The following is a 25,914-nucleotide window of genomic DNA, read 5'->3' as shown; positions in this document are numbered from 1 at the left end:
TACGCCCTTAGAGAAGGTGGCTTTTCCCATGAGTAAACAACGTGATTTCGATGTTGTAATCGTCGGTTCCGGTTTCGGTGGCTCTGTTTCTGCTTTGCGGTTGACCGAAAAAGGCTACCGAGTGGCAGTTCTCGAAGCCGGTCGACGGTTCGAAGATAAAGACTTTGCCAAGACCAGCTGGCGGCTTCACAAGTACCTGTGGGCTCCCAAGCTGGGGCTCTTTGGCGTCCAGCGCGTGCACATGTTGAAAGACGTCATGATTCTCGCTGGTGCTGGAGTCGGCGGTGGTTCCCTTAACTACGCAAACACTCTGTATAAGCCGGGTACCGAGTACTTTCAGCACCGTCAGTGGGGGCACATTACCGACTGGGAGTCAGAACTCACTCCGCACTATGACAATGCATCTCGCATGCTGGGCGTAGTCACCAACCCAACCGACACGCCTGCCGACGTCGTCATGCGTGAGGTAGCCGAAGATATGGGTGTGGGCCATACTTTCCGCTCAACCCCGGTGGGTGTGTTCTTTGGAGCCAAGACCGGTGGACAGGGTGTGCCAGGGCAAACAGTTTCCGATCCTTACTTCGGGGGGATCGGCCCGGACCGTACTGCTTGTACGGAATGTGGTGAGTGCATGACTGGTTGCCGTCACAATGCCAAGAACACCCTGGTTAAGAACTACCTCTACTTGGCGGAGAAGTTTGGTGCGCAGGTCTTTGACCGCACTACCGTTACTGGCCTGCATCCTCAGGCTGATGGCTCCTGGGTTATTGACACTGAGCGCACTGGCCGTTGGGTAGCTAAGGACAAGCAGCAGTTTAGCGCTAAGCGCGTCATTCTCGCCGCCGGTGCCTGGGGCACACAGAATTTGTTGCATCGCCAGCAGGCCGATGGGCACTTGCCGCTGCTGCCGAAGTCTTTGGGCAAGCTGACCCGCACTAACTCCGAGGCTATTTTGGGCGCGATGGGTACGAAGGTGGACCCGGAAAATGACTTCTCTAACGGTGTAGCCATCACTTCGTCATTCTTCCCGGACGAGGACACCCATATCGAGCCAGTGCGCTACGGTAAGGGCTCTAATGCCATCGCAATGCTGCAGATGATTATGACCGAAGGAGGTCGTGCAACTCCGCGATGGTTGCAGGCTGTGGGAACCGTCGTAAAGCATCCTAACTACCTGACGCAGCTCGTGAATCTGCGTAAGTGGTCGCAGCGCACCGTGATTTCTCTGGTGATGCAGAATCGCGACAACTCGATTACGACGTACCTGCAAAAGATCGGGCCGGTGCGTTTCCTGATGAGTAAGCAGGGCGAGGGGGAGCCGAATCCGACGTGGATTCCGTCGGGTAACGAAGCTACGCAACGTGCGGCGGACAAGCTCAGTGCACGTGGTCGGAATGGTCGTGTGCTGGCTGGGGGCACTATCGGTGAGTTGGCAAACATTCCTTTGACAGCTCACTTCATTGGTGGTGCGACGATTTCGGATTCACCCGAAAACGGCGTTGTTGATCCGTACTTGCGTGTGTGGGGTTACCCGACGCTCTCGATTCACGACGGTTCGGCGATGGCAGCCAACCCGGGAGTGAACCCGTCACTGTCGATTTCCGCGAATGCGGAGCGTGCAACGTCGCTGTGGCCGAATAAGGGTGAGGAAGATCAGCGTCCGGCGCAGGGTGAGTCCTACGTGCGCCTGGATCCGATTGCTCCGGTGAACCCGGCTGTGCCGGAAGATGCTCCGGCTGCACTGAACCTGGGTATGCCTGCAGTCCGTAAGTCTTGATAAGCTTTAGGGCGTGTCTGAACAGGTGACTAAGCCCGTCCTCGTCGTGGACTTCGGTGCGCAGTATGCGCAGCTCATCGCGCGACGTGTGCGCGAGGCAAAAATTTATTCCGAAGTGGTCTCGCATGATGCGACGACCGAAGAAATTAAGGCCAAGAACCCGGCTGCGCTGGTGCTGTCCGGCGGCCCGTCCAGTGCCTACGCCGAAGGTGCCCCGAAGCTCAACCCAGAGTGGCTTGAGCTGGGCATTCCGGTGTTTGGTATTTGCTACGGCTTCCAGGCGATGACTGAGGTGCTCGGCGGCACGATTGCTGCTACCGGTGACCGTGAGTACGGCCGCACGCAGCTGAACGTCGTCGACGGTGGCGGTGTCGCTCACACTGGTGTGCCGGAGACACACGAGGTGTGGATGAGCCACGGTGACGCGGTGTCTAAGGCGCCGGAGGGCTTCACCGTTACGGCGTCCACCAAGGGTGCTCCGGTAGCGGCTTTCGAGTGCTTGGAAAAGCGCATGGCCGGTGTGCAGTACCACCCGGAGGTCAACCACTCGCCGTATGGTCAGCAGGTTCTGGAGAAGTTCCTGTATGAGATTGCTGGCCTGGAGCCGGACTGGACTGCCGCTAACATCGCGGAAGAGCTGATTGAGCAGGTCCGTAATCAGGTCGGTGAGACCGGTCGCGCAATTTGCGGTCTGTCTGGCGGCGTTGACTCCGCAGTTGCCGCCGCACTTGTGCAACGCGCTATTGGTGACCGTCTGACCTGTGTCTTCGTCGACCATGGGCTGCTGCGCCAGGGCGAGCGCGAGCAGGTTGAGAAGGATTTCGTTGCCGCAACTGGTGCGAAGCTGATTACCGTCGACGATTCCAAGGTCTTCCTGGATGCTCTGGCTGGTATCACCGATCCGGAGACCAAACGTAAGACCATCGGCCGTGAGTTCATCCGCTCCTTCGAGCGCGCTGTCGCACAGGCGCTGGAGGGCGCTCCGGAGGGCGAGACCGTGGACTTCCTGGTCCAGGGCACCCTGTACCCGGATGTGGTTGAGTCCGGTGGCGGTTCTGGTACCGCCAACATTAAGAGCCACCACAACGTCGGCGGTCTGCCGGATGACGTTGAGTTCACCCTCGTTGAGCCGCTGCGCCTGCTGTTCAAGGACGAGGTCCGTGCGGTCGGTCGCGAACTGGGGCTGCCGGAAGAAATCGTCGCTCGCCAGCCGTTCCCGGGTCCGGGTCTTGGTATCCGCATCATCGGCGCTGTCGATGAGGGGCGTCTGGATACCCTCCGTCGCGCCGACGCCATTGCACGCGAGGAAATGACGGCCGCAGGTATGGACGAGGTTGTCTGGCAGTGCCCGGTCGTCCTGCTTGCCGACGTCCGCTCGGTTGGTGTCCAGGGTGATGGTCGTACTTATGGCCACCCAATCGTGCTGCGCCCGGTTTCCTCTGAGGATGCGATGACCGCTGACTGGACTCGTGTTCCCTACGATACGCTGGAGAAAATCTCCACTCGTATCACCAACGAGGTGCCTGAGGTCAACCGCGTGGTCCTGGATGTGACTTCCAAGCCACCGGGAACCATTGAGTGGGAGTAAGCCACTAGTTGGCAAGGGCCGTGTCTGTGAGTTGTGCAAACTCGCGGGCACGGCCCTTTTCCGTCAGGGCCGAATTGTTCTTGGCGATGGTGATGCGCTTATCGGCGGCTAGGGTGTGGAGAGCTGCGCTCACGGTATCGTCGTCAAGCATGGCGAAATAGGGGAGCTGGTCGGTGAAGAAGACGTAGCCGTCGCGTAGACGTGCGATGAAGAGGACTGTGAGGATGCGGGCCTCTGGTGAGTCGGCGGGGTAGGGGCAGCGCTGGGCGAAATTGTCAGGAAGATGCGCGGCGAGAGGGAGGAATCCGAATTGCCGCGGCAGGATTGCGCAGGTAGCGGTGATGGCGGACAGAACTAGGGTCATTATGCAGGCGACCGGTGTAGAGGAAATTCGTTCGGCGACGGCGGCAATGATCCATGCTCCGGGGAAGATGAGCAGCACGCTTATACTGCTATTCCACGAGATGTCGTTTGGTGACTCACGCATCGGCTCTGCGAAGTAGGAGGGCCGAGTTTCTTTGGTGGGTGTTTTTGCCTGGCGCACGAAAAGTGTGGTGCCGATGAGTACCAGTAAAAGCGCTATCATGATCCACCAGCCAATGGAGCCGATGATGTGGGCTTTAAGCAATGCGAGCAGTGCGATCACTGCGGTGGTGACGCCAATTGCCGTCCCCAGGCGCACGGGACTATTGATAAATTTTGTCGTGCGTTCGGCCCCGTCTTGGTAAGAGCCTGAAGAGTGTTGGTGCCGGCTGGAATCTGTCATACTTCTTAATTTTAGTAGCGATGGAACTATAGATTGTTGAGAGTTGTGTGGCTAGTGTTATGACCATGAGCATTGTAAAAATTAACGCTATTACCGTTCCTGAGGGTTCGGGAGAAGAGCTCGAACGTCGCTTTTCCGCAAACTCTTCAAAGATGAGCGATGTGCCGGGCTTCATTGGTTTCCAGCTGCTGCGTCCAACTGCAGGAGAGAGCCGCTACTTTGTCTTTACCGAGTGGGAGAGCGAGGAGGCCTACCAGGGGTGGCGTGAGGGCCGTGCCTTCAAGGCTTCGCATGAGGGCGAAAAGCGCAAGCCGGTGTCGTCGTCGGCTGATTTGCTCGAATTCGATGTAGTTCTCGATGTGAAGGCCTAAGTAGTACGAAATGTAGTACTCGGCTGAGGTTAGAGCGTCGCGCGGTGGTGTGCGGCGCTTTTCTTCGCACATTAATATCGAACGTACGTGCTATTTAGGGTAGTGTTTAATCCGCTTGTTGGGAAAGAATATTCGAGCAGTGTTCGTGGTGGGCAGGGCAGTGAGATGGCAGTGGGATAGCAGTGGGATGAGGTGGAATAAGAAGTGACAACGGCGGTCAATATTGCTGCGGGGCAGTCTAGGGAACAGACTATTGCGGCATTGCGGCAGGCGATGGCAGCCCAGTCTGGTGGGACTGCAACTGGTGCAACCTTTGGGCTCGGTGAGGCTCTGCCGGTGCCGGAGGCGTTGGAAAATACGTTGGCGGGAGCAGTGCGAAAAGGGGCTGTCAGTGTCATTGAACAGCCCGGTGCGGTATTGGCAGGCCTAATCGCGGAAGTTACGAAGACAGGTCATGTTGCGCTAGTTGGACTCGCTGAACAGGGGTTGCTCTCCGTAGTGGAGTTGGGCGGGAAGCTATCGAACATTGTCTGTGTACCAGATCCTGGAATGCAGCCACTTGAAGTAATTGGGCTGTTGGCGGACGGCGTTGACTTGGTGGTGGCTTCGTTGGCGCGCACTCCGCCGCCGTCGAAGGCACGTCCGCTGCAGGCACGACTGCGCACGAGTGGTTGTGCTCTGGTTTTTGTCGGGCAGCAGTGGCCGGGCGCTGAGTCGGAAATTTCCAGCTCTGTTGCTGGTGTTTCCGGGCTTGGTACTGGTTATGGCCGGATTCGAGCAGTGGATTACCAAGTCAGTGTGTCGGGGACGCGGTTTCCGCGGAGGCAGTGCCGTTGGCGGGTGGGGGAACAGGTGGAACAGAACAATGTGGTCGCCTTTCCCGCACAGAGGAGGTCCTAGTGGTAGCGGCGCAATCGAACCGTGTGGTGGCGCTCTGGCTTCCTGATTGGCCAGTGCAGGCAGCGCATCTAGCATCTGTGACGTCACAGGCTAATCCGCTCAGTCCAGTTGCGATTGTGGGTGATAGCGGAGTAGCTGTTTGTTCTCCGAGTGCGCGCCGTGCAGGGGTACGGCGCGGGCAAAGTCGTCGGCATGCGGAAGCGTTGTGCCCGGAGCTGGATGTTGTCGAGGAAAGTGCGGTGCGCGACGCTGCGGAATTCGAGTCCGTGCTGCAACGGTTGGAGGCGGTGGCAGCTGGGGTTGAAGCTCTACGGCCAGGCTTGGCGGTTGTGGCAGCGCGAGGGGTAATGCGTTATTACGGCGGACAGGATGTGGCCTTGGAAAAGCTGCTTGATGCCGCTGCGGTACCGGGCGTGGACTGCAACTTGGGGCTCGCGGACGATATTGTGACAGCTATTTTGGCAGCGCGCAGGGGAGTGCTGGTAGCTCCCGGGGAGGATGAAGGCAAAAGATTTCGGCAGGGAATCTCTCTGGTGGAGCTGAGGGCGGAAAGTGCACTGGAGATGCCCGCAGAGCTTGCGAAGTCGTGGCAGGAACTCGGCCTGCGCACATTGGGGGATGTCGCTGCGTTACCGAAGCGGGATATAGCCAACAGGTTTGGGGCGCAGGGGGCTAGATGGCACGATTTGGCCTGCCGTGGGGAAGTGCGGTTGGTGGCGCCGCGATCTTTGCCGCCCGGACTGGCTGTGAGTTACCAGTCTTGGGAAAGTCCACTCCGGAGAGTGGATGAGGCCTCATTCGTCGCGCGCTTTCTAGCTGGGCAACTGCATGAAAAACTTTTTAACCATGGGTATTCGTGTTACCGCTTAGCGGTGGTGGCGCAATTTAGTGACGGCTCAGAGGTGCGCAGAGTATGGCGCTGCACTGAGCCATTGGCAGAACAGACTACGGCTGACAGGGTTCGGTGGCAGCTGGATGGCTGGCTGAATAACAGGAATCGGCAGCAGCCACGAGGAGGCAGCGGCACTGTTGCTGGAACTGTTGACGGCGCTGAGGAAAATGATGGAGATGACAGCCGCGGAATTGTAGAGCTGCAGTTAGAGCCACTGGATGTGGTCGCCGCCGGTACTGTAAAACAGGATCTGTGGCACGGCAGCGATGATGCGCGAGCCAAAGCGCGCCGGGCTGCCGAGCGTGTGCAGGGGTTACTGGGGTCAGAGGCAGTACAGCAACCAATCATGCAGGGCGGGCGTGGCCCAGGGGAAAGAGTGGGATTTGTCGCTTTCGGAGAAAAACCCAAAAGCACAAAAACCGCGGAAAATAATCAGCCGTGGCCGGGAGCCGTTCTTGCTCCCAATCCGGCAACTATTCCCGCGACTGCTAATGCTGAGGTGGAAGTGCTCGATGCCAATGGGCAGATCGTGGGTGTAACTGGGCGAGCGACCATGACGGCGGAACCATCTCTGGTGCGGCATGGAGTGACAACGTACCGCGTGTCATCGTGGGCTGGGCCCTGGCCGATTGATGAGCGCTGGTGGGTGCCCGATGAGGCTCGTCGAGCGGCAAGAATACAAATCCGTGCGATGGCGAATGACGGTACCATCGCCGCCTGGTTGCTCATAGGGCATGCCGGCGCATGGAGAATCGAGGGGGCTTACGCGTAGAGGCGTAGCTCGGGGCAACCCGATTACTTCGATTGGAAGTCAATAACCAGGCGGTTCGGATTGCTCAACGAGAAAACCTTGAATGGGGTCTTATCTCCCTTGAGCCCGACGACATACTGAGTCTGTCCCTCGAAGGTGCCGGCGCCGACGACTTCCTTAATAACGGAAGCTGATGTCGGCTTGACCGAGTCAGAGGGGAAGTCCTCCATCTGGAAATCAAAGGGGTAGCCCATGCCCCGCAAGTCGATTACCAGCTTGGCTGTGCCGTCGACCGAAATCGGTTTGCCGGAGCCCTGTTGGGTCGGCACATCCTCGTAACGGACGAAATATCCCGGAGTGCCCTCGCCCGTGAGTTCAAAGACAATGCGGTCGTAACCGTCGTGGGAACCGACACGAACATCTTCAATACCCAAGTAAGCGCCATCGGAAGGGGCAGCTTCTGAGGAGGAACTATTGAAATCGCCCTCCGGAGCAGCATCGTCATCCATGGTGGTTTGCGCTGCCGCAGACGAGCTAGTGGAGCTGCTAGAGCTGCTTGACAAATCGGAGGTGCCAGCGGTTGAGTCAGTCTTCATAGACACTGCAGCAGCCGAGTCTGGGGATGAGTCAGAGGAGCAAGCGCCGAGAGCCAGGCCCAATGCGAGGCACAGGGATGCCGCGATACGGGTACGGGTGCGCGAAACATCCAGCGATTTCGTATTCATACGTCTGACGGTATGTGCGCAGTTACGGAATTTCAACAAGCTGAACTACAAAAGTCGAGGTCAGAAGTATTTGTTGTCAAAGTGTTGCACAATAGTAATAAAACAGGGGTGAACGCTGCGACCTAAGACCCAATCGCAGGGAGCACTCAATTACGCTTAGGCGTATGAGCCAGGCCAAATGTGATACCACCTGTTCTGCTCAGATGACTGAGCCGCTTCCCGGTACTGCGAAGACCGGAAAGCTCTTTATTGCGTTGGAGCACCAACTCGGTTGGTCGCACGATATTTTTGACGGCGGGGTATGGGGAGCAGAGATCACCGGTCAGGTAGAGGCCTGGTTGTCTGAACGCGGCGGCGCGTTGCAGCTGATTCGAAAGCCAGGCCGAATCGGCCAGCAGCCGTGTGATGGCGTTAACGTCTATATCGCGCATTGCGAGTCAGCGGATGGCTCTGAGGTTTTCCTCGAACATCGCATGGTTGCCGATGTTAAAGGCCTGATGACTCTGGATATCCGGCTTGGACAGCCCACCGAGGGGGCCACTCGTCTAGACCATCCACTGTTTCTCATCTGTACGCACGGTAAGCGCGATCGTTGCTGTGCGATTAAAGGTCGCCCGCTCGCTGCGGCGATGCACAACCTCTACCCAGAGGTCGTGTGGGAAACTTCCCACTCTAAGGGGCACCGCTTTGCGCCGGCTAGCGTACTGCTGCCATGGAATTACAGCTTTGGACGTCTGAGTGCGGTGGACGCCAAGGGGGTTATCGAAGACGCTCAGCGGGGCATCGTGCATGCAGAGGGCTGCCGCGGCCGTGGTATCTACACCCCGCAGGGGCAGGCGGCCGAGTTGGCTGTGCGTCGTCAAGCAGATACGTGGGGCGTAGACGACGTCGCACGCGTTGACGTCGACGGTACGACTGCGGTCGTCGCGCTTTACGACGGCCCCAGCGACCGCGACAAGGTCGTGGAATACGAAGTGGCCCTGGAGAAAATCACCACAGAAGGTGTTGTGTCTTCCTGCGGTGATGCTCCAGGGCCAAAGAAGGGCTGGGCTGCGGTCGAAGTAACCCGCCGCTAGCTAATGGCTAGCTAATGTGTGCGGCTACCTGCGCATAATCTTCTTGGAGAGCCAGTTGCCGAAGATCTGCGCCAACTGGACGATGAAGATGATGACCAGGGTTGTCACCAGGGTGACGTTCCAGTCGAATGCCTGGTAACCGTAGGTGATTGCGAAGTTGCCCAGTCCGCCACCGCCGATGTAGCCGGCCATAGCTGACATGTCGACCACGGCGATGAAGGCGAAGGTGTAGCCCAGTACCAGCGGGCCCAGTGCCTCCGGCACGACGACCGTCCGGATGATGCGCCACGGACTTGCGCCCATCGCACGGGCGGCCTCAATCACGCCGGGGTCGATGGACATCAAGTTTTGCTCCACCAGGCGCGCGATGGCGAAGGTGGCGGCAATCGACATGACGAACACTGCGGCTTCGGTGCCGATCGTGGTGCCGACCACGTTCTTTGTCAGTGGGCCGATGGCCGTAACCAGGATGATGAACGGGATTGGGCGGACAAAGTTAATCAGGACATTGAGGACCTGGTAGACAAACTTGTTGCGCAGTACGCCACCGTCGCGGGTGGTGTAGAGCAGCACGCCGATTGCCAGACCTGCGACACCGCCAATCAGCATGGCGACACAGACCATGTAGAGCGTCTGGCCGAATGCCTCGCCCAGCATCGGGCCGAGGCTATCCCAGTTGGTGTCCTTGCCACTCACCGATGGCAGAGAGTTTAAGAGACCGATCATGATGCAAGCTCCTCTACCTGTGTCAGTTCGGAAATAGCAGCAATGGCGGCATCGAAATCAGAGGAATCCGAGGCGGAATTGCCTGTCAGCGGAGTCAATCGCAAAGTAAGGCGGCCGTAGGACTTCGCCTGCACATTGGCGACCGCGCCGTGTGCCACCGAGGCGGCGACACCGTGGGCACTAGTGGCCTGTGCTAGGGCACCGAGGTCAACACCGTCATTGATAGTGATGGTGACCAGGCGAGCTGCTGCGCTCTCGGCAGACTGATTCACCGAATCGCGTTCACGGCCAATTGGAACATCGCGCAGTGCGGTGGTGGCGAAGCGGCGGCCAACCTCAGTCTTGGGGTTGGCAAAGACCTCGTGGACCGTACCGGTTTCGACGATGTGACCATTTTCCATGATGGCCATGCGGTCAGCGATACCGCGTACAACCGACATGTCATGAGTAATCAGCACGATAGTGACACCCATTTCGCGATTGATGCGACGCAGCAGATCCAGGACGCCGGAAGTAGTTTCCGGGTCGAGTGCCGAGGTGGCTTCGTCGGCAAGCAAGAGCGTCGGTTCGGTGGCGAGCGCACGGGCGATGCCGACACGCTGCTTCTGCCCACCCGAGAGCTGCTCGGGGAAGGACTCCGCCTTGTCGCCGAGACCGACGAACTCCAGCAGTTCCTGGGCGCGAGCGCGGCGCTTGGCCTTCGGCATACCGGCCAGTTCCAGCGGATATTCAACGTTGCGAATCGCGTTGCGCGAATGGAAGAGGTTGAAGTGCTGGAAAATCATGCCGATATTGCGGCGCAGACCCCGTAGCTGGCGCTCGGAGATGCCGACGATGTCGGTGTCATCTAGCAAAACCTGCCCGGAGGTTGGCTTTTCCAGGCCGTTAATCATACGGATGAGCGTTGATTTACCAGCGCCGGAATAACCGATGACGCCGAGGATTTCGCCGGGTTCAACGGTTAGGTTGATGTCGGCGAGCGCGGTGACGTCGCCGAATTGCTTGTTCAGCTCGCGGAATTCGAGCTTCGTTCCCTTGTTGGTCACGAGTGAATCAGTGCCCCTTGGTCTGTGTTCCCTGGTGTTGGGCGGTGCTTAGGTGGCAGTGGCGTTAGTTCTGCTCGCGCTGCTGCTCTTCGACGCGATCCAGAATGTCCTGCAGCTCCTTAGCCGAACGGTCAACCGGAACCGAGGTGCCCTTGGAGTCCTCAGCGACTGCGTCCTGGACCTCCTTGGAGTGCCAGATCTTGGAGAGCTCCGCGTACTTCGGGTTGTCAGCATTTTCAGCCTTGGTGACAAAGACGTTGATGTACGGCTCTGCCTCCGTGGAGTTCGGGTCATCCTGGAAGATGGCGGTGTTCGGGTCGATGCCAGCGCGGTCCAGGAAGGAGTTATTGATAATGGCAGGCTTGCCCTCACCGTAGGCGGCCGGAGTCTGAGCGGCATCCACCGGCAGAACCGTGACCTTGGAAGCTTCCTTATCGATGTCAGCAGGGGACGGGGTCAGCAGGTCATCCTGCTTCAGCTTCAGCAGGCCAGCCTGAACCAGCACGTTAATAGCGCGGCCCTGGTTGGACGGGTCGTTCGGGATGACGACCTCGGTGCCCTTCTCCAGCTCATCAACCGACTTGTGGTCCTTCCAGAACAGAGCCAGCGGGACAATTTCGCTCGAGCCAATCGGAGTCAGGTCCGACTTAGCGCCGACGTTGTACTCAGCCAAGAACTTGATGTGCTGGAAGAGATTGACGTCGAGCTGGCCCTCATCGAGTGCACGGTTCGGGGTCTGGTAGTCGGAGAAGGGCTGAACATCCAGATCGATGCCCTGTTCAGAAGCCTTCTGCTCGAAAACGGTCCAGGCCTTCTTGCCGGCATCCGTGGTGCCGATACGAATGGCGTCATCCGAGCTGCCACAGGCGGTAAGGCCGGTTGCGGCGAACGCGACAGTAAGTACACCGGCGGAAAAACGCTTGAGGTTCATCGAGGGGTCTCCTTATTTAATGGGATTTGTTAGCTGAAGTTTTAAGGCAGAACTAGACCAAGCTGTCTTTAATTCTGGGGTTAAGGCTAGCACTTGCCCAGGTAGTGCTGAAAATTCAACTTCAGCCTAAACAGTCGAACGTGGCTGAGGTGTGACTTACGGATGCGTCCCGGGGGTGGCGCTTAATGCACATACTAATCGAAAATACGTTTGAATGCAGTCCGTAGGGTGGGTTAATGTTCATGGCATGGAAAACATCTCGGACGGACAGTCGGAGCAGTCCGGTCGGCCACTGAGCTGGTCGCGGATTGAGCGTATTCTATCGGGTAAATTTTCAGGAAAACTACAGCCTAATGGCAGCTTCAATGGCTGGCGGGGGCAGCTGTCAGATTCCATCGTTGGGGCTTTTGAAGCTCCGGAAAGCGGTGTTAGTGGCGGAGGTGGCGTGTCATTTTCGCCTGCGGATATTAAGGCGGAATTGCACTGTCGTTCGAGCTATTCATTCCTGCATGGCGCATCGGATCCGGAAGAATTGGTGTCCGAGGCTGCGCGTTTGGGGTTAAACGTGTTGGGGCTCGCAGATCGCGATGGTTTCTATGGAATCGCTCGTTTTGCCGAGGCTGCAGCGGAGGCTGGTATCGCCACAATCATCGGCGCGGAGCTGGGGCTTCCGCAGCGGCCCCTCACAGTGCTGGGGCGGGGGCCCGAGGGCTATCGGCGCCTGAGCCACACGCTGTGTGATGCGCATATGTCGGCAGGGGAGAAGTCCGTCGTCCGCTATCCCTCGCTGCCAGAGTTAGGGGAGGCCGCAGGTGGTTTCTGGCAGGTGCTTGCCGACGTCAGCTGGGTCGGCGACTTGGAAGAGCTCATTGCGGCCTTCGGTGCGGAGAACGTGGCGCTCGAGCACCGCCTGAGCTCCACAGCAGAGGCGGCCGATGATGAGGAGGCTATTTCGGCCGCAGCTGTGAAGTATGGCCTGCGGGAGGTGGTTTCCTCTGCTGCGACGGCGGCCTCGCCTGCGGCAAGCCGGTTGGCCGGGGCGAAGCAGGCCCTTGCTGTGCGGGAGGACTTAGACGGGTTCGAGTCACGGCTGGAGCCCGCAGGCGGAGCTTGGTTGCGTTCGTGGGAGGAGCTATCGGCGGCAACACGGTATCTGGGGGCGCAGGTGCTGCAGGCAACACAGGACATTGCAGGTGAGTGTGCTTTTACGCTTGATCTCATTGCGCCTGAGTTGCCTCGCTGGGAGGTTCCTGCTGGTCACGATGAGGATTCGTGGCTACGGGAAATTGCTCGTGCGGGGGCGCGGCGGCGGTATGGTCCGGCCGATGGAGCTGGGGATAGCTCCGTGCAAGCGCGGGCGTGGGCGCAGTTAGAACATGAGCTGACTGTGATTCGAGAGCTGGGTTTTCCAGGCTACTTCCTCATCGTGCATGACCTCTGTGAGTTCTGTCGCCGGGCGGGAATTCTGGCGCAGGGGCGCGGTTCGGCCGCTAACTCGGTGGTGTGTTTTGCGCTGGGGATCACCAATGTTGACCCCATTAGTGCCGGGCTGTTGTTCGAGAGGTTTTTGTCGCCAGAACGGGATGGGCCACCGGATATCGATGTAGACATTGAGTCTGGTCGTAGGGAAGAGGTCATCCAATACGTCTATGAAAAGTATGGTCGTGACAATGCCGCGCAGGTGGCCAATGTCATTACCTACCGGCGGCGCGGTGCATTGCGCGATGCGGCGCGGGTGTTGGGGTACTCGCCGGGCGTTATCGATGCGTGGGTCAGAGACCGGGAGGCGTGCCCGCCGGAGCCGGTGCAGCAACTGGCGGAGCAGCTTCGTGGGCAGCCTCGGCATCTAGGTATTCACTCTGGCGGAATGGTGATTTGTGATCGGCCGATTGCGGATGTCGTGCCAGTGGAATGGGCACGCATGGAAGGTCGCTCGGTAGTGCAGTGGGATAAGGATGACTGTGCGGCAGCGGGACTGGTGAAGTTCGACCTGCTTGGCCTCGGAATGCTGGAGGCCATCCACCATTGCATTGACTTGGTCTATGAACAGCATGGGCGCCGAGTGAACCTGTGGGAAATAGATGTCGCCGAGCCGGGGGTCTATGAGATGTTGGCACGCGCGGACGCGGTGGGCGTGTTTCAGGTGGAATCGCGCGCGCAGCTGGCCACCTTGCCCCGACTGAAGCCGAGGGAGTTCTTTGATCTGGTGGTGGAGGTGGCACTCATTCGCCCAGGCCCCATTCAAGGCGGTAGCGTGCACCCCTACATTCGCCGCCGAAATGGACTCGAACCAGTGACCTATGAGCATCCAGTGCTGGAGAAGTCCCTCGGGAAGACACTGGGCATCCCGCTATTTCAAGAGCAGCTGATGCAAATGGCCGTCGATGCGGCGGGTTTCAGTGGGGCGGAAGCGGACTCGCTGCGTCGCGCTATGGGGTCGAAGCGCTCAGTGGCCAAAATGGAAGCGCTTCATGCCCGTTTTCTGGCTGGGCTGGAGCGCACCAGTGGCATTGATGCGGATATTGGGGAACAACTGTGGAACAAGATAGTGGCCTTTGCCGCCTACGGTTTCCCGGAATCACACGCGCAGTCGTTTGCCTCCTTGGTGTATTTCTCGGCTTGGTTTAAGTACCACTATCCGGCGGAGTTCTGTGTCGCATTGCTCCGTGCTCAGCCCATGGGGTTTTACTCTCCGCAGTCGTTGATTGCCGATGCCCGCCGGCACGGTATCGGCTGCGATGGTCCGGATATCGCAGTTTCAGGCGTGGAAGCCAGCGTCATCGATGGTCGTATTCGTTTGGGGATCGGTGCCATTGCCGGTGTGGGCAATGACGTGGCGGAACGTATCGTCGCAGCGCGGCCATTTGTCAACGCAGCAGATGTCGCCCGCAGAGCTCGGCTGGGTGTTGGGCACATGGAAGCACTGGCGCGCGCAGGAGCACTTGGGTCGCTGGGGATTGACCGTCGTCAAGCACTGTGGGCGGCGGGCGTGGCGGCGACGGAAAGTGAGGGCATGCTGCCGGGGCTCACGCTTGCCGACGCACCGGCGTTGCCCGGCATGACGGAGTTTGAGCTGGCAGCTGCCGATTTGATGGCAACGGGAGTGACCCCGGGGCAGTACCCGGTGGCCGCGTTGCGGGCAGACCTGCAGGAACGTGGAGTGGTGCCTGCGGCAGAACTGAAAGCAGTGCCCGACGGAACACGAGTAGAAGTGGCGGGAGTCGTGACACATAGGCAACGTCCAGGGACAGCTGGCGGAGTGACATTTTTGGGAATGGAGGACGAAACTGGGCTGGTGAATGTGCTGTGTACACCGGGGCTGTGGAATCGTTTTCGGCCGGTAGCGGTGAATTCGCGGGCGATGGTGGTGCGCGGTATCGCGCAGACAGCCTCTGGTGCGGTGACAATCGTGGCCGATCGTCTGGTGGATATGTCCGAGGCTCTGGGGCAGCCGGTGGTGGCAGGTCGAAGTAGAGATTTTCGCTGACTACTAGAATGGATTGTCATGCGCCAGACCTATGAATCCTCGTTAGCACCGGATGGGAGTGCAATCGCCTTTATTGTCCGCGATAGCGGCTACCCGCGTGCGGTACAGCAGGAGATTACTCCGGAGGGGCTAGGGGCGGAGCGCCCCGTGAAACTGCCGGTGGAAGGCCCGGTTACCAGGGTGCTGCACTCTCCGGATGGAAAGTGGATTGCCTGCGAGGTCTCTCCGTACGGTACGGAGCGTTTGCAGACCTGGCTGGTATCCACCGATCCGGAGGTCGACGGTGCCCGCCCCCTGCGTATGGATGCGGATATGCGCGCCACACTGGTGGAATGGGATAACGATCTCCTAGCGATGAACGCGGTCGATGCCCAGGGTATTAACTATGCGCGTTTGGTCAACCCGACGGACTCAAAGTATGAGGTCATTGATAAACGCACTGACAGCCAGCTGGTAGCGGCTGAAGGTGGGTTTGGCCTCGTGCGGGTGGGACCGCGAGGCCACCGGGAGTTACTACTAGTCGGGCCGGGGCAGCAGTGGCAGCCGCTGTTGCCATCCGATCCTGGCTCTACCACGGATGTCGGTGTCTTATTGGCGCATCCGGGGCAGGAGAAGCTGACCGCATTCGTGCTCTCAGATCATGGCGCGGAACAGCGTCGCATCCTGCGCCTGGGTATTACTCCCGATAGCGGTATCAGCACTACTGAGCCGCGCACAGCGGAATCGACCGCAGCGGAGGTTTTGGATATGAAGATTGGCATCGAAGTTGATGTCGAGGAGTTCATTGGCAATCCGGATCAAGACGTCGAAGAATTCGTCATTAGTGAGGATTCCTCCACCGCGGCTGTGCTGTGGAATAGCGGTGGGGTCAGCACGCTCGAGGTGCTAACCCTTGGCCTTCACCCGCAGACTGACGACATGCGGGTGATGGTGCGCCGCAATGTGGAATTGCCGGGCATGGTTGCGCGCGAGCTGTCAATCTCCGGGGACGGTGAGCTGATCTCCCTGACAGTAGAAGGGCCAGGCCTTGCGCCAACGGTGGAGATTCTGCGCAATATCGGTGGTGTCATTGAGCCATTGGATATGGAACGCACCGAACGGATTTTGGCTCTGGAAGAGAAGAACCTGGAGACCATGCCGGCCCCAGAACTGGTCTACTTTGTCTCCCGCGATGGGCTGGAACTCTCTGGCTGGCTCTACCTTCCAGAGTCGGTGCGCAATAGTTCTAATGACGTTTCCGGAAACGCACTACCGCCGGCTTTCATCCACATCCACGGCGGCCCAGAACTGCAGGCAAAACCCATTCACCACGATGTTCTAGCCAGCATTGTGGAGGCGGGATTCGTGGTGTTCACACCTAATGTGCGCGGTTCCTCGGGGTCCGGTAGGTCATTCGAGCACGCGGGCGACCGCTATGGACGCTTTGCCGCTATTGCGGATATCGCAGCGGCGCGTGCCTTCCTCGTTGATGCCGGGTTGGCGGACCCAGAACGCATTGCCCTGGGTGGGCGATCCTACGGTGGCTTCATGTCGCTGTTGGCCTCGGCGTGGTACCCGGATCAGTTTGCTGCCATCGTGGATGCCTGCGGAATGACAAGTTTTGAAACCTACTACCAATCCACAGAACCCTGGTTGGCGCAGGCCGCGTTCCCTCGATACGGCTACCCGTACCAGGATGCTGAGCTTCTGCGCGATATCTCGCCACTGCACCGTGCGGAGGAAATGAAGGCTCCAACCCTATTCATCCACGGCGAGTGGGATACCAACGTGCCTCCGCGAGAGTCCGGTCAGATGCGCAACGCCATGGACGCCTATGGTGTGCCCACTGATTTTCTGGTGGTTGAGGGAGAGGGCCATAAGTTCTCGAAGCCGAGGAGCCGAGCGCTCATCGGTGAGACCATCATCGCGTTTTTCGCCGAGCACGGCGTGTGTGATGCGGCACCCAGCGCGTCAACGGCAGTAGAAACTAACAACGATCAGTAATAGAAGCAGCGGAAAAGAACTGACAGAAGAAATGAATAGCGCCACGACCGAGCCGACGAACGCCGAGCCAACCAACTCCACAGACTGGATTAAGAGCCACACCTGCCACGTGCTTTTTGACCGGCCTGTCATCCCGCCGAACACCGGAAACGCTATCCGCATGTGTGCGGGCTCTGGAGCTATGTTGCATCTGGCCAAGCCACTGGGGTTCAACTTCGATGACAAGAATCTGCGTCGCGCCGGGCTGGATTACCATGACCTGGCCGATGTGCGTATTCACGATTCCATCGATCAAGCGTTGGAGACCTTTGCCAGCCAAGGGTGCCGCATCTTTGCCTTTACCGCACACGCTGACACTTGGCACACAGACATTGAGTACACGAACACCGATGTACTGCTCTTTGGCCCGGAGCCAACCGGGTTGGAACAGTCAGTGCTCGATGATTCGCGAATTACGCAATTAATCCGAATTCCCATGTTGCCCGCTCGTCGCAGCATGAATCTTTCCAACGCCGCTGCAGTGGCTGCTTATGAAGTCTGGCGTCAGCAGGGCTTTATGGGCGGTAAATAGGGTCAAAGGCGAGGGCGGTTACAGGGCGTTTCTGGGCATTATTCGCTCCTGTGCCTAAGATAAATGCCATGGCAGCGACAAAGCTTGATGGCAAACTCTACCGAGACGAAATCTTCGAAAACCTGGAAAAGCGCGTTGAGCGTTTGAAGGAAGCCGGCTACACCCCGGGGCTGGCCACCGTGTTGGTTGGTGATGATCCAGGCAGCCACTCTTACGTCAAGATGAAGCATCGCGACTGTGAGCAGATTGGTATCGCCTCTATCCGCCGTGATCTCCCAGCTGACACCACGCAGGAAGAACTCGAGGCAGTAATCACCGAGCTGAACGAAAGTCCGGAGTGCACAGGCTACATTGTTCAGTTGCCACTGCCGAAGCACCTGGATGAAAACCGTATTCTGGGCCTCATCGATCCGGAGAAGGACGCCGATGGCCTCCACCCGGTAAACCTGGGCAAGCTGGTCCTCAACGAGCCAGCACCGCTGCCGTGTACCCCAAACGGCTGTATCCACCTGCTGCGACGCTTCGGCGTCGAGCTCAATGGAGCCAAGGTTGTTGTTATCGGCCGCGGTGTCACCGTCGGTCGCCCGATCGGACTGATGCTCACTCGCCGCAGCGAGAACTCCACCGTGACGCTGTGTCACACCGGCACCAAGGACTTGGCCGCTGAAACCCGTCAGGCTGATGTCATCATCGCAGCCGCTGGTGTCGCCCATATGATTACTGCAGACATGGTCAAGCCTGGCGCTGCTGTACTCGACGTGGGAGTTTCGCGTGTCGACGGCAAGCTGGCCGGTGACGTTGCTGATGACGTCTGGGACATTGCCGGTTACGTATCCCCGAACCCAGGTGGTGTCGGCCCACTGACTCGCGCTTTCCTCGTACGCAATGTCGTCGAGCGCGCTGAAAAGCTCGCTGGCCTGGCCTAGTCAGCCAGGAGGAAGAAGTCATGTCGAAAAGGGAAATTGCGCAGCGTGCCCGGCGGGAAGATCTGCCGGATCCAATGCTGAACCCGCATAGTCCGAAGACCCCGCCGCCGGGGGCATCGTGGCCAATGTGGGTGCAGTATACGATTTACGGCGCGCTCTTTTTCGGCATGTCCGCCTTCGTTGTGTTCCTGGGGCTGGAGCGGTGGCGACGCGCCACATTCATGCTGGGAAGCACAATGATGCTGCTCGGCGTGGCTAGGCAGTACCTGCCGGACAGCATTTTAGGTGTGTTCTCCGTACGATCCCGGGCCTTTGACTTATGGTTTTGCTCCATAATCGGGATGGGAATCGTATTCCTCGCAGTAAGCGTGGATGCGCTGGGAAGCTAGCTGACATTAACTGACATCGCGAGCGAGGAAACTACGCACAATCGAATCCACTCGCTCGAACTCCGTCAAGAATCCGTCGTGACCCACGGCGGATTCAATCTTTTCCAGCCCCAAGCAGTTGCCCAGATTGCGGGCGAGGTGCTCCTGCTGGTGGAAAGGGTAGAGAATGTCCGTGTCCACACCGGCAACCATGGTCGGCACGGTTGACGAGTGCAGCGCCTCGTTGAGGCCACCGCGACCACGGCCAATATTGTGCCGATTCAAGGTATCGGTGAGCACGACATACGAGCCGGCATCGAAACGCTGAGCCAGCTTCTTCGCCTGATGATCCAAGTAGCTTTCTACCTGGAAGCGATCTTCCGTGCGCATCGCGCCCAGCGGATCCTCACCGGGCTGCGCTGCCGCGCCAAAGCGGTCATCCATCTCCAGCTCGCCACGGTACGTCAAATGCGCGACCCTGCGTGCAAAACCCAGACCTCGGGCCGGAGTCACACCGCGGTCGTAGTAGTCGCCGCCATGCCAATCGGGATCGGACTCAATGAATTGAATCTGCGCAGACTGAATACCAATCTGCCAAGCAGACGCACGTGCGCCGACACACATCACCAATGCCTTGCCGACGAAATCCGGGTGCATCAGTGACCACTCAAGCGCTCGGGCCCCACCCAAGGAGCCGCCAATGACAGCTTGGAGGCGGGAAATTCCCAGTTCTTGCAGCGCCAGGTGCTCCACCGTCACCGTGTCGCGCACGGAGATTGCGGGGAAGCGAGAGCCCCAGGGCTTGCCGTCGTCCGGATGTGGACTGGAAGGGCCGGTTGTACCGCGACAGCCACCGATGACGTTGGTGCAGATAATGCAGTACTCGTCGGTATCCAGGGCGCGGGCAGAGCCAATCATCCCGTTCCACCAACCCGCAGTCGGGTGGTACTCATCCGAGGGGCCGGAAGCGTGGGCGTCGCCGGTTAGAGCGTGCTCGAGGAGGATGACATTCGAGCAGTCGTCGTTAAGCCGGCCCCAGCGTTCGAACTCGACAGTGACGTCGGGGATGACCGCGCCAGCCTCGGTTGTGACATCGCCGATAAAGACACGCCCCGGTTCGCCCTCGGGTGCGAGGGCGGCCGGGGTAGATGGGGAAAAGCTCATGCCTTATAGACTACTTAGTCCGTTCTGTGTCTGTGTACAAACGGTCTACGCGAGTGCTGCGAAGCCGCCCTCGAGATCGGCGATGATGTCATCGATGTTCTCGATACCGACAGAGAGGCGAACGGTGGCCTGGGAAATGCCGGCGCGGATCAGACCCTCCTCATCGGACTGGGAGTGAGTGGTGGTGGCCGGGTGGACAACCAGCGAGCGGACATCACCGATGTTGGCGACGTTGGAGTGCAGCTTCAGAGCGTCAATGAACTTCCACGCCTTGGCGGTGTCGGCATCCTTCAGGTCGAAGGAGAGCACGCCGCTGGCGCCGGAAAGGTCCAGCTTGTTCAGGGTCTCGTACCACGGGGAGCTCGGCAGTCCAGCGTAGTTGACCTTGGCGACCAGCGGGTGGTTCTCGAGGAACTCAGCGACAGCCTTGGCGTTCTCATTGTGGCGCTCGATGCGCAGAGCCAGGGTGTCGAGGCCCTGAGCCAGAACCCAAGCGTTGAACGGAGCCGGGGCAGCGCCGGTGTCGCGGAGAATGCCAGCGCGAGCACGCAGTGCGAAGGCCGGGGCGCCCAGGTCGGCGAACTTCAGGCCGTGGTAAGCCTCGTCGGCCTCGGTGAAGTTCGGGAAGATGGAACGGCCGTTGCGGGTCTGAGTCCAGTCGAACTTGCCGCCGTCGACGATGACACCGCCAAGGGAGGAGCCGTTACCAGTCAGGAACTTGGTGGTGGAGGAAACCACGACGTCAGCACCGTGCTCGAGCGGGCGCAGCAGGGCCGGGGTCGGAACCGTGTTGTCGACAATCAGCGGAACGTTGTTGCGGTGTGCAACCTCGGCGATGGCCGGGATATCGAGGACGTCGATCTGAGGGTTGGCGATGGACTCACCGTAGAAACCGACGGTGTTGTCCTGAACTGCTGCCTGCCAGGACTCCGGGTCATCCGGGTTCTCGACGAAAGTGCAGTCGATGCCAAGGCGCGGCAGGGTGACCTTGAACAGGGTCTCAGTACCGCCGTAGAGGCGTGGCGAAACGACGAAGTGGTCGCCTGCACGAGCCAGGGTGAGGACAGCAGCGGTCTCAGCTGCCTGGCCGGAGGAGAACAGTACGGCAGCGACGCCGCCTTCGAGGCTGGCGATGCGCTGCTCGACGGCATCCACAGTCGGGTTGGTCAGGCGGGAGTAAATCGGGCCTGCATCCGAGAGGTTGAAGCGGTTGGCAGCGTGCTCAGCGGAATCGAAGACGTAGGAGGAGGTGTTGTAAATCGGCAGGTTGCGCGCGGAGGTCTGTGCGTCCGGAGCGAAGCCGGCGTGAATAGCGCGAGTGGACAGGCCCCAGTTGGCGGCGTTGCTGTTGTCGTACTTGGTGGTCATTTCAGATACTTCCTTGCGGTTTTTTTGAGGTCGTTCAAAACGTTGCTTACAAACAATAGTGAACCAAGCTGTCTATTGCAAAGTTTTGGAAAAACCCAAGGTAAGAGGGTGTGTGTATCTGTGTCGAGAGTGCTATAGCCCGCTTAGTACGGATTGGTTTGATTAGTTCTGGGGCGTGGTCGGTTGTGGGGGGGGGAGGCTGCTGTATATGGGGGCGTGGGTGGCGCGTGGTGGGTGGTGGGTGGTGCGTGGCGAGTGGTGTTCGACGGGTGGCGGTTTGCCGAAGGAGTTAGTGCCTACCTTTATGACAGTTTGAAGGCAATTTTTTGGACAAAAGTGTCATAAAGGTAGTCAGTAACTCATGGGGTGAGGCACTGCGGTGCCGGGGCATCGGGCGCTGCGGTGCCGAGTGTCGAGGTGAGCCAAACAGGGGACTGAGTATGGGCGAAGGGTACCGTAAAGCGCCGAAAAGCACTGGGTACTGTCAAGACCGTTACGGAAGTCAGGGCATAGAAAAAGCCCCTCGCGCCATGTGCATCAAATGCAACATGAGCGAGGGGCTATCGCCCGAAACCGGCGGTCAGCCTAGGTCGGCCTAGACCAGCCTGGGCCAACCAGGTCAGCCAGACCAGCCAGGAGCAAGCAGCTAGTCCTACTTCTTCAGACCGTCGATGATCTCGTTGAACTCAGCGGACGGACGCATAACTGCGGAGGTCTTCTCATCGTCCGGCAGGAAGTAGCCACCCAGATCAGCTGGGGAACCCTGAGCATCAATCAGGGTCTTGGCGATGGACTCTTCCTTCTCCGTGAGAGCCTTAGCGACCGGTGCGAAAACTTCCTTCAGCTCGGAGTTCTCGTCCTGCTTGGCCAGCTCCTGTGCCCAGTAGAGAGCCAGGTAGAAGTGGGAGCCGCGGTTGTCGATTTCGCCAGCCTTGCGGGACGGCGACTTGCCCTCGTCGAGCAGGGTAGCGGTTGCCTTGTCCAGGGCCTCAGCCAGGACGCGTGGACGTGGGTCGTCGTCATGCTCAGCGGCGTAGCGCAGGGACTCGGCCAGTGCCAGGAACTCACCCAGGGAGTCCCAGCGCAGGTGGTTTTCTTCCTGAACCTGCTGGACGTGCTTCGGTGCGGAACCGCCTGCGCCGGTCTCGAACAGGCCGCCCCCGGCCATCAGCGGCACGACCGACAGCATCTTGGCGGAGGTGCCCAGCTCCATGATCGGGAACAGGTCGGTGAGGTAGTCACGCAGAACGTTACCGGTTACGGAAATGGTGTTCTCGCCGCGGCGGATGCGCTCGAGGGAGAACTTGGTAGCGGACACCGGATCCATGATGCGGATATCCAGACCCTCGGTGTCGTGGTCTGCCAGGTACTCGTTGACCTTGCTGATCAGGTTGTTGTCGTGCGCACGCTGCGGGTCCAGCCAGAACACTGCAGGGTCGCCAGTGATACGAGCGCGGTTGACGGCCAGCTTCACCCAGTCGCGGATTGGGGCGTCCTTGGTCTGGCAGGAGCGCCAGATGTCACCCTCGGCGACGTGGTGCTCAATCAGAACCTCGCCAGCGGAGTTGATGACCTGCAGGACACCGTCAACCGGGATCTGGAAAGTCTTGTCGTGGGAGCCGTACTCCTCAGCCTTCTGGGCCATCAGGCCGACATTCGGGACAGAGCCCATGGTTGCCGGGTCGAAAGCGCCATTGGCGCGGCAGTCCTCGATAACAGCCTGGTAGACGCCGGCGTAGGAGGAGTCCGGGATAACAGCGAGAGTGTCGCGCTCCTCACCATCCGGGCCCCAGCCCTTGCCGCCGTTGCGGATTAGTGCAGGCATGGAGGCGTCAACGATGACGTCAGACGGAACGTGGAGGTTGGTGACGCCCTTATCGGAGTTGACCATGTAAAGGGCCGGACCTTCCTTCAGGTCCTTCTCGATAGCGGACTTGACGGCCGCCGCAGTAGCGTCGTCAAGCTTGTGTAGACCATCGAGCATAGCGCCCAGGCCGTTGTCCGGAGTCAGGTTGGCGGCAGCCAGCTTGGACTCGAACTTCGGGAAAACAGATGGCAGAAAGGCCTTGACAACCTCGCCGAAGATCAGCGGGTCGGAGACCTTCATCATGGTGGCCTTCAAGTGGACGGAGAACAGGATGTTCTCGCGCTGTGCGCGACGAATCTGAGCGCGCAGGAAGTTGTCCAGGATGTGGACGTTCATGCCCGTGCCGTCAATAATCTCGCCCTTGAGGACCGGCATGTCCTTCTTCAGGGTGATGATCTGGCCGTCGTTAGCCTCGAGCTGGTAAGTCAGCTTGTCGTCGGCCGGCATGACAACGGACTTCTCGTTGTGGCGGAAGTCGTTGGAGGCCATGGTGGCGACGTTGGTCTTGGAATCCGCGGACCAAGCGCCCATGCGGTGCGGGTGCTTGCGGGCGTAGTTCTTCACCGGCTCCGGAGCGCGGCGGTCGGAGTTGCCCTCACGCAGTACCGGGTTAACGGCAGAGCCCTTGACCTTGTCGAACTTGGCGCGGTCGGCGGTCTCTTCCTCGCCTTCCGGCTGCGACTTGTACTTCGGAATGTCATAGCCCTTTTCCTGCAGCTCTGCGACAGCGCGCTTAATCTGCGGGACGGATGCAGAGATATTCGGCAGCTTGATGATGTTGGCGTCCGGCTCCTTGACCAGCTTGCCCAGGGCTGCCAGCGCATCCTCTACCTTCTGCTCGTCCGAAAGACGCTCCGGGAACTGAGCCAGAATGCGGCCTGCGAGGGAGATGTCGCGGGTTTCAACATTGACACCAGCCTGGCTTGCAAATGCCTCCACGATTGGCTTCAGCGAGTAGCTCGCCAGCAGAGGGGCTTCGTCAGTACGGGTCCAAATAATTGTCGCCATAATTCATGTCTCCTATCTGTTTTGTTCCACGATAACCCAGTTTTGAATCTTGGGTTGTGTCGGGGCATAGCGCAAAAACAGTGATAGTGATATGAATAACGCAATTATGTGAGGCAAGTCACGAAATGTGCAATTATTTGTCGCTTATTCGCCGCTTTTCATTCCATTTTTCGCTTTACGACGGCCCCCGCGCTCAAACCCTTCAAATACGAAAAACCGCGCTGGGGTGTCGTGCACGCCGGCGCGGTTGTTCAGGGCAGCCTATTTAGTTCTGTGTATTGTTCGGAGGATTGTTCTGGCCGAACTGGTAGCCCTGAGTGTTCTGAGACTGGGGGTACTGCGGAGCATAGCCCTGCCCCGGCGCCGACTGGGTAGTCCTGACCAGTTTCTGGCCGCGGAACCATGCGCGCATGTCCTTGAGGAACATAAGAACACAAGCCGCGATCAGCATGGCACCTGCGAGGAAGAGGACTACATCCACCCAGGAGCTCAAGAACAGGAGGGGGATGATGGTCATAGCCAACGCCAGTGGTGCCACGGTGACGCAGAAAAAGATTGGTGCCGTCGAGTCTTCACCGCGGAGGATGGAGTGAATCCAGTATGCGGTCAAGGTGACAAGCATCATTCCCATCAGTAGGAGGACTGGAACAAGAACGAGGGCGGCTGCAGCGCCCATAATGTAGCCGATGTCATCCCAAGAATCACCCAACGATGACTCTAGGCTGCCGAGATCGTTGGCGCCCTGGATGCCGAGCGTGATTGCGTACAGAACTGCGATGATGCCAATCAGAGTTGAAAAACCGACCAAGCCGGTAGTGATTCGGGGGATGAGTGGCATGCGCTGCCACATGTTCTGCAGTGTGGCGTTTGCAGGCAGCGGTGGTACATCCGTGGTCACCGTGGTGGTTACTGTCGCAGGACTGGTTTGAGTTGGGGCGGACCACTGTGCTTGTTGGGTTTGCGTCTGGAACGAGGATTCCTGCGCAGTGGGTGCCGGGCGATTTGCCAGCCCGCGCAGCGTCGCAATGGTGATGGTGGCGTTCTCATCGGCCAGCAAAGCGTCGTATTCGCGGCGACGTCCCTCATCGCCAAGCACTTGCAGCGCAGTGAGCTTTTCCTGGAACTCGCCGGAGTACTCCGAGACGCCAGCATCTCGCAGTTCGGAGAGCTGATTAGAAAGATTTGTATGGAGTTCTTCGGTGCTGGCTGCGCTATCCAGCTTCAGAGACTCGTAGAGGTTATAGCGGTCGCCCATAGTGGATCAAGATCCTATCGGTATTGCAGTTCGAAATATCTTTTAAAACAATTTACCTGGTAGCTATTACGGCAGCATCGAAGACCCGGAGCGCTCGATGGTAGGAAGTCCGTGGCGCTCGGAGGGAATGGTAGTCCTCGGCAAACAATGCCGATTGCAAAATGGTTTAGAAGAACTTGAGTGAGCGACTTCCACTAATGGCCGTAGATGTTATTCCGCGCACAAATACCCGGGGAACAGGCGGATTAAATAGCGAAATTTTTGTGTTGCGGAGTAGAGTCTCATTTTTCCCTTGCGGCTCCCCTCACGGTTTTGCGAACCCGTCTTGGGCCGAAAGTCGAGGGGAACTGAGAGTCCACCAACTGGCG

20 protein-coding genes and 1 pseudogene are annotated in these 25,914 nt (G+C 59.0%); 12 read left to right on the top strand and 9 right to left on the bottom strand.

Annotation, left to right across the window (positions count from 1 at the left end):
- Window positions 1-28: 28 nt before the first annotated feature.
- Both HMPREF2920_RS01940 and guaA read left to right on the top strand, forming a co-directional pair.
- A complete protein-coding gene (locus HMPREF2920_RS01940; protein WP_070601236.1) occupies window positions 29-1,777 on the top strand; it encodes an FAD-dependent oxidoreductase in 1,749 nt (582 codons plus the stop codon).
- A 13-nt stretch (window positions 1,778-1,790) separates the two neighbouring features.
- Window positions 1,791-3,365, top strand: coding sequence for a glutamine-hydrolyzing GMP synthase (gene guaA, locus HMPREF2920_RS01935; RefSeq protein ID WP_048731530.1), 1,575 nt, complete (start codon window positions 1,791-1,793; stop codon window positions 3,363-3,365).
- A 4-nt stretch (window positions 3,366-3,369) separates the two neighbouring features.
- On the opposite strand, the gene HMPREF2920_RS01930 is transcribed toward guaA, so the two are convergent.
- On the bottom strand, window positions 3,370-4,131 hold the full coding sequence (locus HMPREF2920_RS01930) for a hypothetical protein (protein ID WP_016422123.1): 762 nt from the start codon (window positions 4,129-4,131) through the stop codon (window positions 3,370-3,372).
- 65 nt (window positions 4,132-4,196) lie between these two features.
- Here HMPREF2920_RS01930 and HMPREF2920_RS01925 point away from each other — a divergent pair, with 65 nt between their 5' ends.
- The 4 genes and pseudogenes from HMPREF2920_RS01925 (at window position 4,197) to HMPREF2920_RS10865 (ending at window position 7,066) form a co-directional block, all read left to right on the top strand.
- Window positions 4,197-4,502: an antibiotic biosynthesis monooxygenase family protein gene (locus HMPREF2920_RS01925; protein WP_070549744.1), complete on the top strand. Its 306-nt coding sequence runs from the start codon at window positions 4,197-4,199 to the stop codon at window positions 4,500-4,502.
- Between the two features lie 204 nt (window positions 4,503-4,706).
- A complete protein-coding gene (locus HMPREF2920_RS01920; RefSeq protein WP_070429889.1) occupies window positions 4,707-5,402 on the top strand; it encodes a hypothetical protein in 696 nt (231 codons plus the stop codon).
- Window positions 5,330-5,857: pseudogene (locus HMPREF2920_RS10870) on the top strand (hypothetical protein); the annotation flags it as partial. The gene HMPREF2920_RS01920 and the pseudogene HMPREF2920_RS10870, both read left to right, overlap by 73 nt.
- Window positions 5,858-6,334: 477 nt before the next feature.
- Complete coding sequence (locus HMPREF2920_RS10865) at window positions 6,335-7,066, top strand: hypothetical protein (protein WP_246821095.1); 732 nt, start codon at window positions 6,335-6,337, stop codon at window positions 7,064-7,066.
- A gap of 23 nt (window positions 7,067-7,089) precedes the next feature.
- On the opposite strand, the gene HMPREF2920_RS01910 is transcribed toward HMPREF2920_RS10865, so the two are convergent.
- Complete coding sequence (locus tag HMPREF2920_RS01910; RefSeq protein ID WP_070601231.1) at window positions 7,090-7,770, bottom strand: AMIN-like domain-containing (lipo)protein; 681 nt, start codon at window positions 7,768-7,770, stop codon at window positions 7,090-7,092.
- Window positions 7,771-7,934: 164 nt separating this feature from the next.
- Here HMPREF2920_RS01910 and HMPREF2920_RS01905 point away from each other — a divergent pair, with 164 nt between their 5' ends.
- A complete protein-coding gene (locus tag HMPREF2920_RS01905) occupies window positions 7,935-8,846 on the top strand; it encodes a sucrase ferredoxin (RefSeq protein ID WP_070601230.1) in 912 nt (303 codons plus the stop codon).
- A gap of 24 nt (window positions 8,847-8,870) precedes the next feature.
- Here the strand turns inward: HMPREF2920_RS01905 and HMPREF2920_RS01900 are convergent, their stop codons facing one another.
- From HMPREF2920_RS01900 to HMPREF2920_RS01890, 3 genes are all read right to left on the bottom strand, one after another.
- The gene (locus tag HMPREF2920_RS01900; RefSeq protein ID WP_224433327.1) at window positions 8,871-9,503 is read right to left on the bottom strand and encodes a methionine ABC transporter permease; all 633 of its coding nucleotides are present in this window, start codon (window positions 9,501-9,503) and stop codon (window positions 8,871-8,873) included.
- A 65-nt stretch (window positions 9,504-9,568) separates the two neighbouring features.
- Entirely contained in the window at window positions 9,569-10,618 is a 1,050-nt protein-coding gene (locus tag HMPREF2920_RS01895) for a methionine ABC transporter ATP-binding protein (protein ID WP_049190340.1), read from the bottom strand.
- 64 nt (window positions 10,619-10,682) lie between these two features.
- A complete protein-coding gene (locus HMPREF2920_RS01890) occupies window positions 10,683-11,549 on the bottom strand; it encodes a MetQ/NlpA family ABC transporter substrate-binding protein (protein WP_016422131.1) in 867 nt (288 codons plus the stop codon).
- Window positions 11,550-11,796: 247 nt separating this feature from the next.
- Between HMPREF2920_RS01890 and HMPREF2920_RS01885 the strand changes: the two genes are divergently transcribed.
- From HMPREF2920_RS01885 to HMPREF2920_RS01865, 5 genes are all read left to right on the top strand, one after another.
- Window positions 11,797-15,036: an error-prone DNA polymerase gene (locus tag HMPREF2920_RS01885; protein WP_070853985.1), complete on the top strand. Its 3,240-nt coding sequence runs from the start codon at window positions 11,797-11,799 to the stop codon at window positions 15,034-15,036.
- A gap of 18 nt (window positions 15,037-15,054) precedes the next feature.
- On the top strand, window positions 15,055-17,019 hold the full coding sequence (locus tag HMPREF2920_RS01880) for an alpha/beta hydrolase family protein (RefSeq protein ID WP_070601227.1): 1,965 nt from the start codon (window positions 15,055-15,057) through the stop codon (window positions 17,017-17,019).
- Between the two features lie 31 nt (window positions 17,020-17,050).
- The gene (locus HMPREF2920_RS01875) at window positions 17,051-17,590 is read left to right on the top strand and encodes a tRNA (cytidine(34)-2'-O)-methyltransferase (protein WP_038627766.1); all 540 of its coding nucleotides are present in this window, start codon (window positions 17,051-17,053) and stop codon (window positions 17,588-17,590) included.
- A 68-nt stretch (window positions 17,591-17,658) separates the two neighbouring features.
- Window positions 17,659-18,516 (top strand): bifunctional methylenetetrahydrofolate dehydrogenase/methenyltetrahydrofolate cyclohydrolase, encoded by an 858-nt coding sequence (locus tag HMPREF2920_RS01870; RefSeq protein WP_070549723.1) that lies wholly within the window; start codon window positions 17,659-17,661, stop codon window positions 18,514-18,516.
- Window positions 18,517-18,536: 20 nt separating this feature from the next.
- Window positions 18,537-18,905 (top strand): DUF3017 domain-containing protein, encoded by a 369-nt coding sequence (locus tag HMPREF2920_RS01865; RefSeq protein WP_005510063.1) that lies wholly within the window; start codon window positions 18,537-18,539, stop codon window positions 18,903-18,905.
- Window positions 18,906-18,911: 6 nt separating this feature from the next.
- On the opposite strand, the gene HMPREF2920_RS01860 is transcribed toward HMPREF2920_RS01865, so the two are convergent.
- From HMPREF2920_RS01860 to HMPREF2920_RS01845, 4 genes are all read right to left on the bottom strand, one after another.
- On the bottom strand, window positions 18,912-20,048 hold the full coding sequence (locus tag HMPREF2920_RS01860) for a homoserine O-acetyltransferase MetX (RefSeq protein ID WP_070549724.1): 1,137 nt from the start codon (window positions 20,046-20,048) through the stop codon (window positions 18,912-18,914).
- 45 nt (window positions 20,049-20,093) lie between these two features.
- Complete coding sequence (locus tag HMPREF2920_RS01855; protein WP_049193268.1) at window positions 20,094-21,416, bottom strand: O-acetylhomoserine/O-acetylserine sulfhydrylase; 1,323 nt, start codon at window positions 21,414-21,416, stop codon at window positions 20,094-20,096.
- A gap of 652 nt (window positions 21,417-22,068) precedes the next feature.
- Complete coding sequence (locus HMPREF2920_RS01850) at window positions 22,069-24,291, bottom strand: NADP-dependent isocitrate dehydrogenase (protein ID WP_070549725.1); 2,223 nt, start codon at window positions 24,289-24,291, stop codon at window positions 22,069-22,071.
- Window positions 24,292-24,556: 265 nt separating this feature from the next.
- Window positions 24,557-25,546, bottom strand: a complete 990-nt coding sequence (locus HMPREF2920_RS01845; protein WP_070549726.1) for a molecular chaperone DnaJ — start codon at window positions 25,544-25,546, stop codon at window positions 24,557-24,559.
- Between the last annotated feature and the right edge of the window lie 368 nt (window positions 25,547-25,914).

The sequence above is a fragment of the Corynebacterium sp. HMSC075F02 genome, assembly GCF_001838335.1.
Lineage (GTDB): Bacteria > Actinomycetota > Actinomycetes > Mycobacteriales > Mycobacteriaceae > Corynebacterium > Corynebacterium jeikeium_D.
This window is presented reverse-complemented; position numbering and strand designations above follow the sequence as displayed.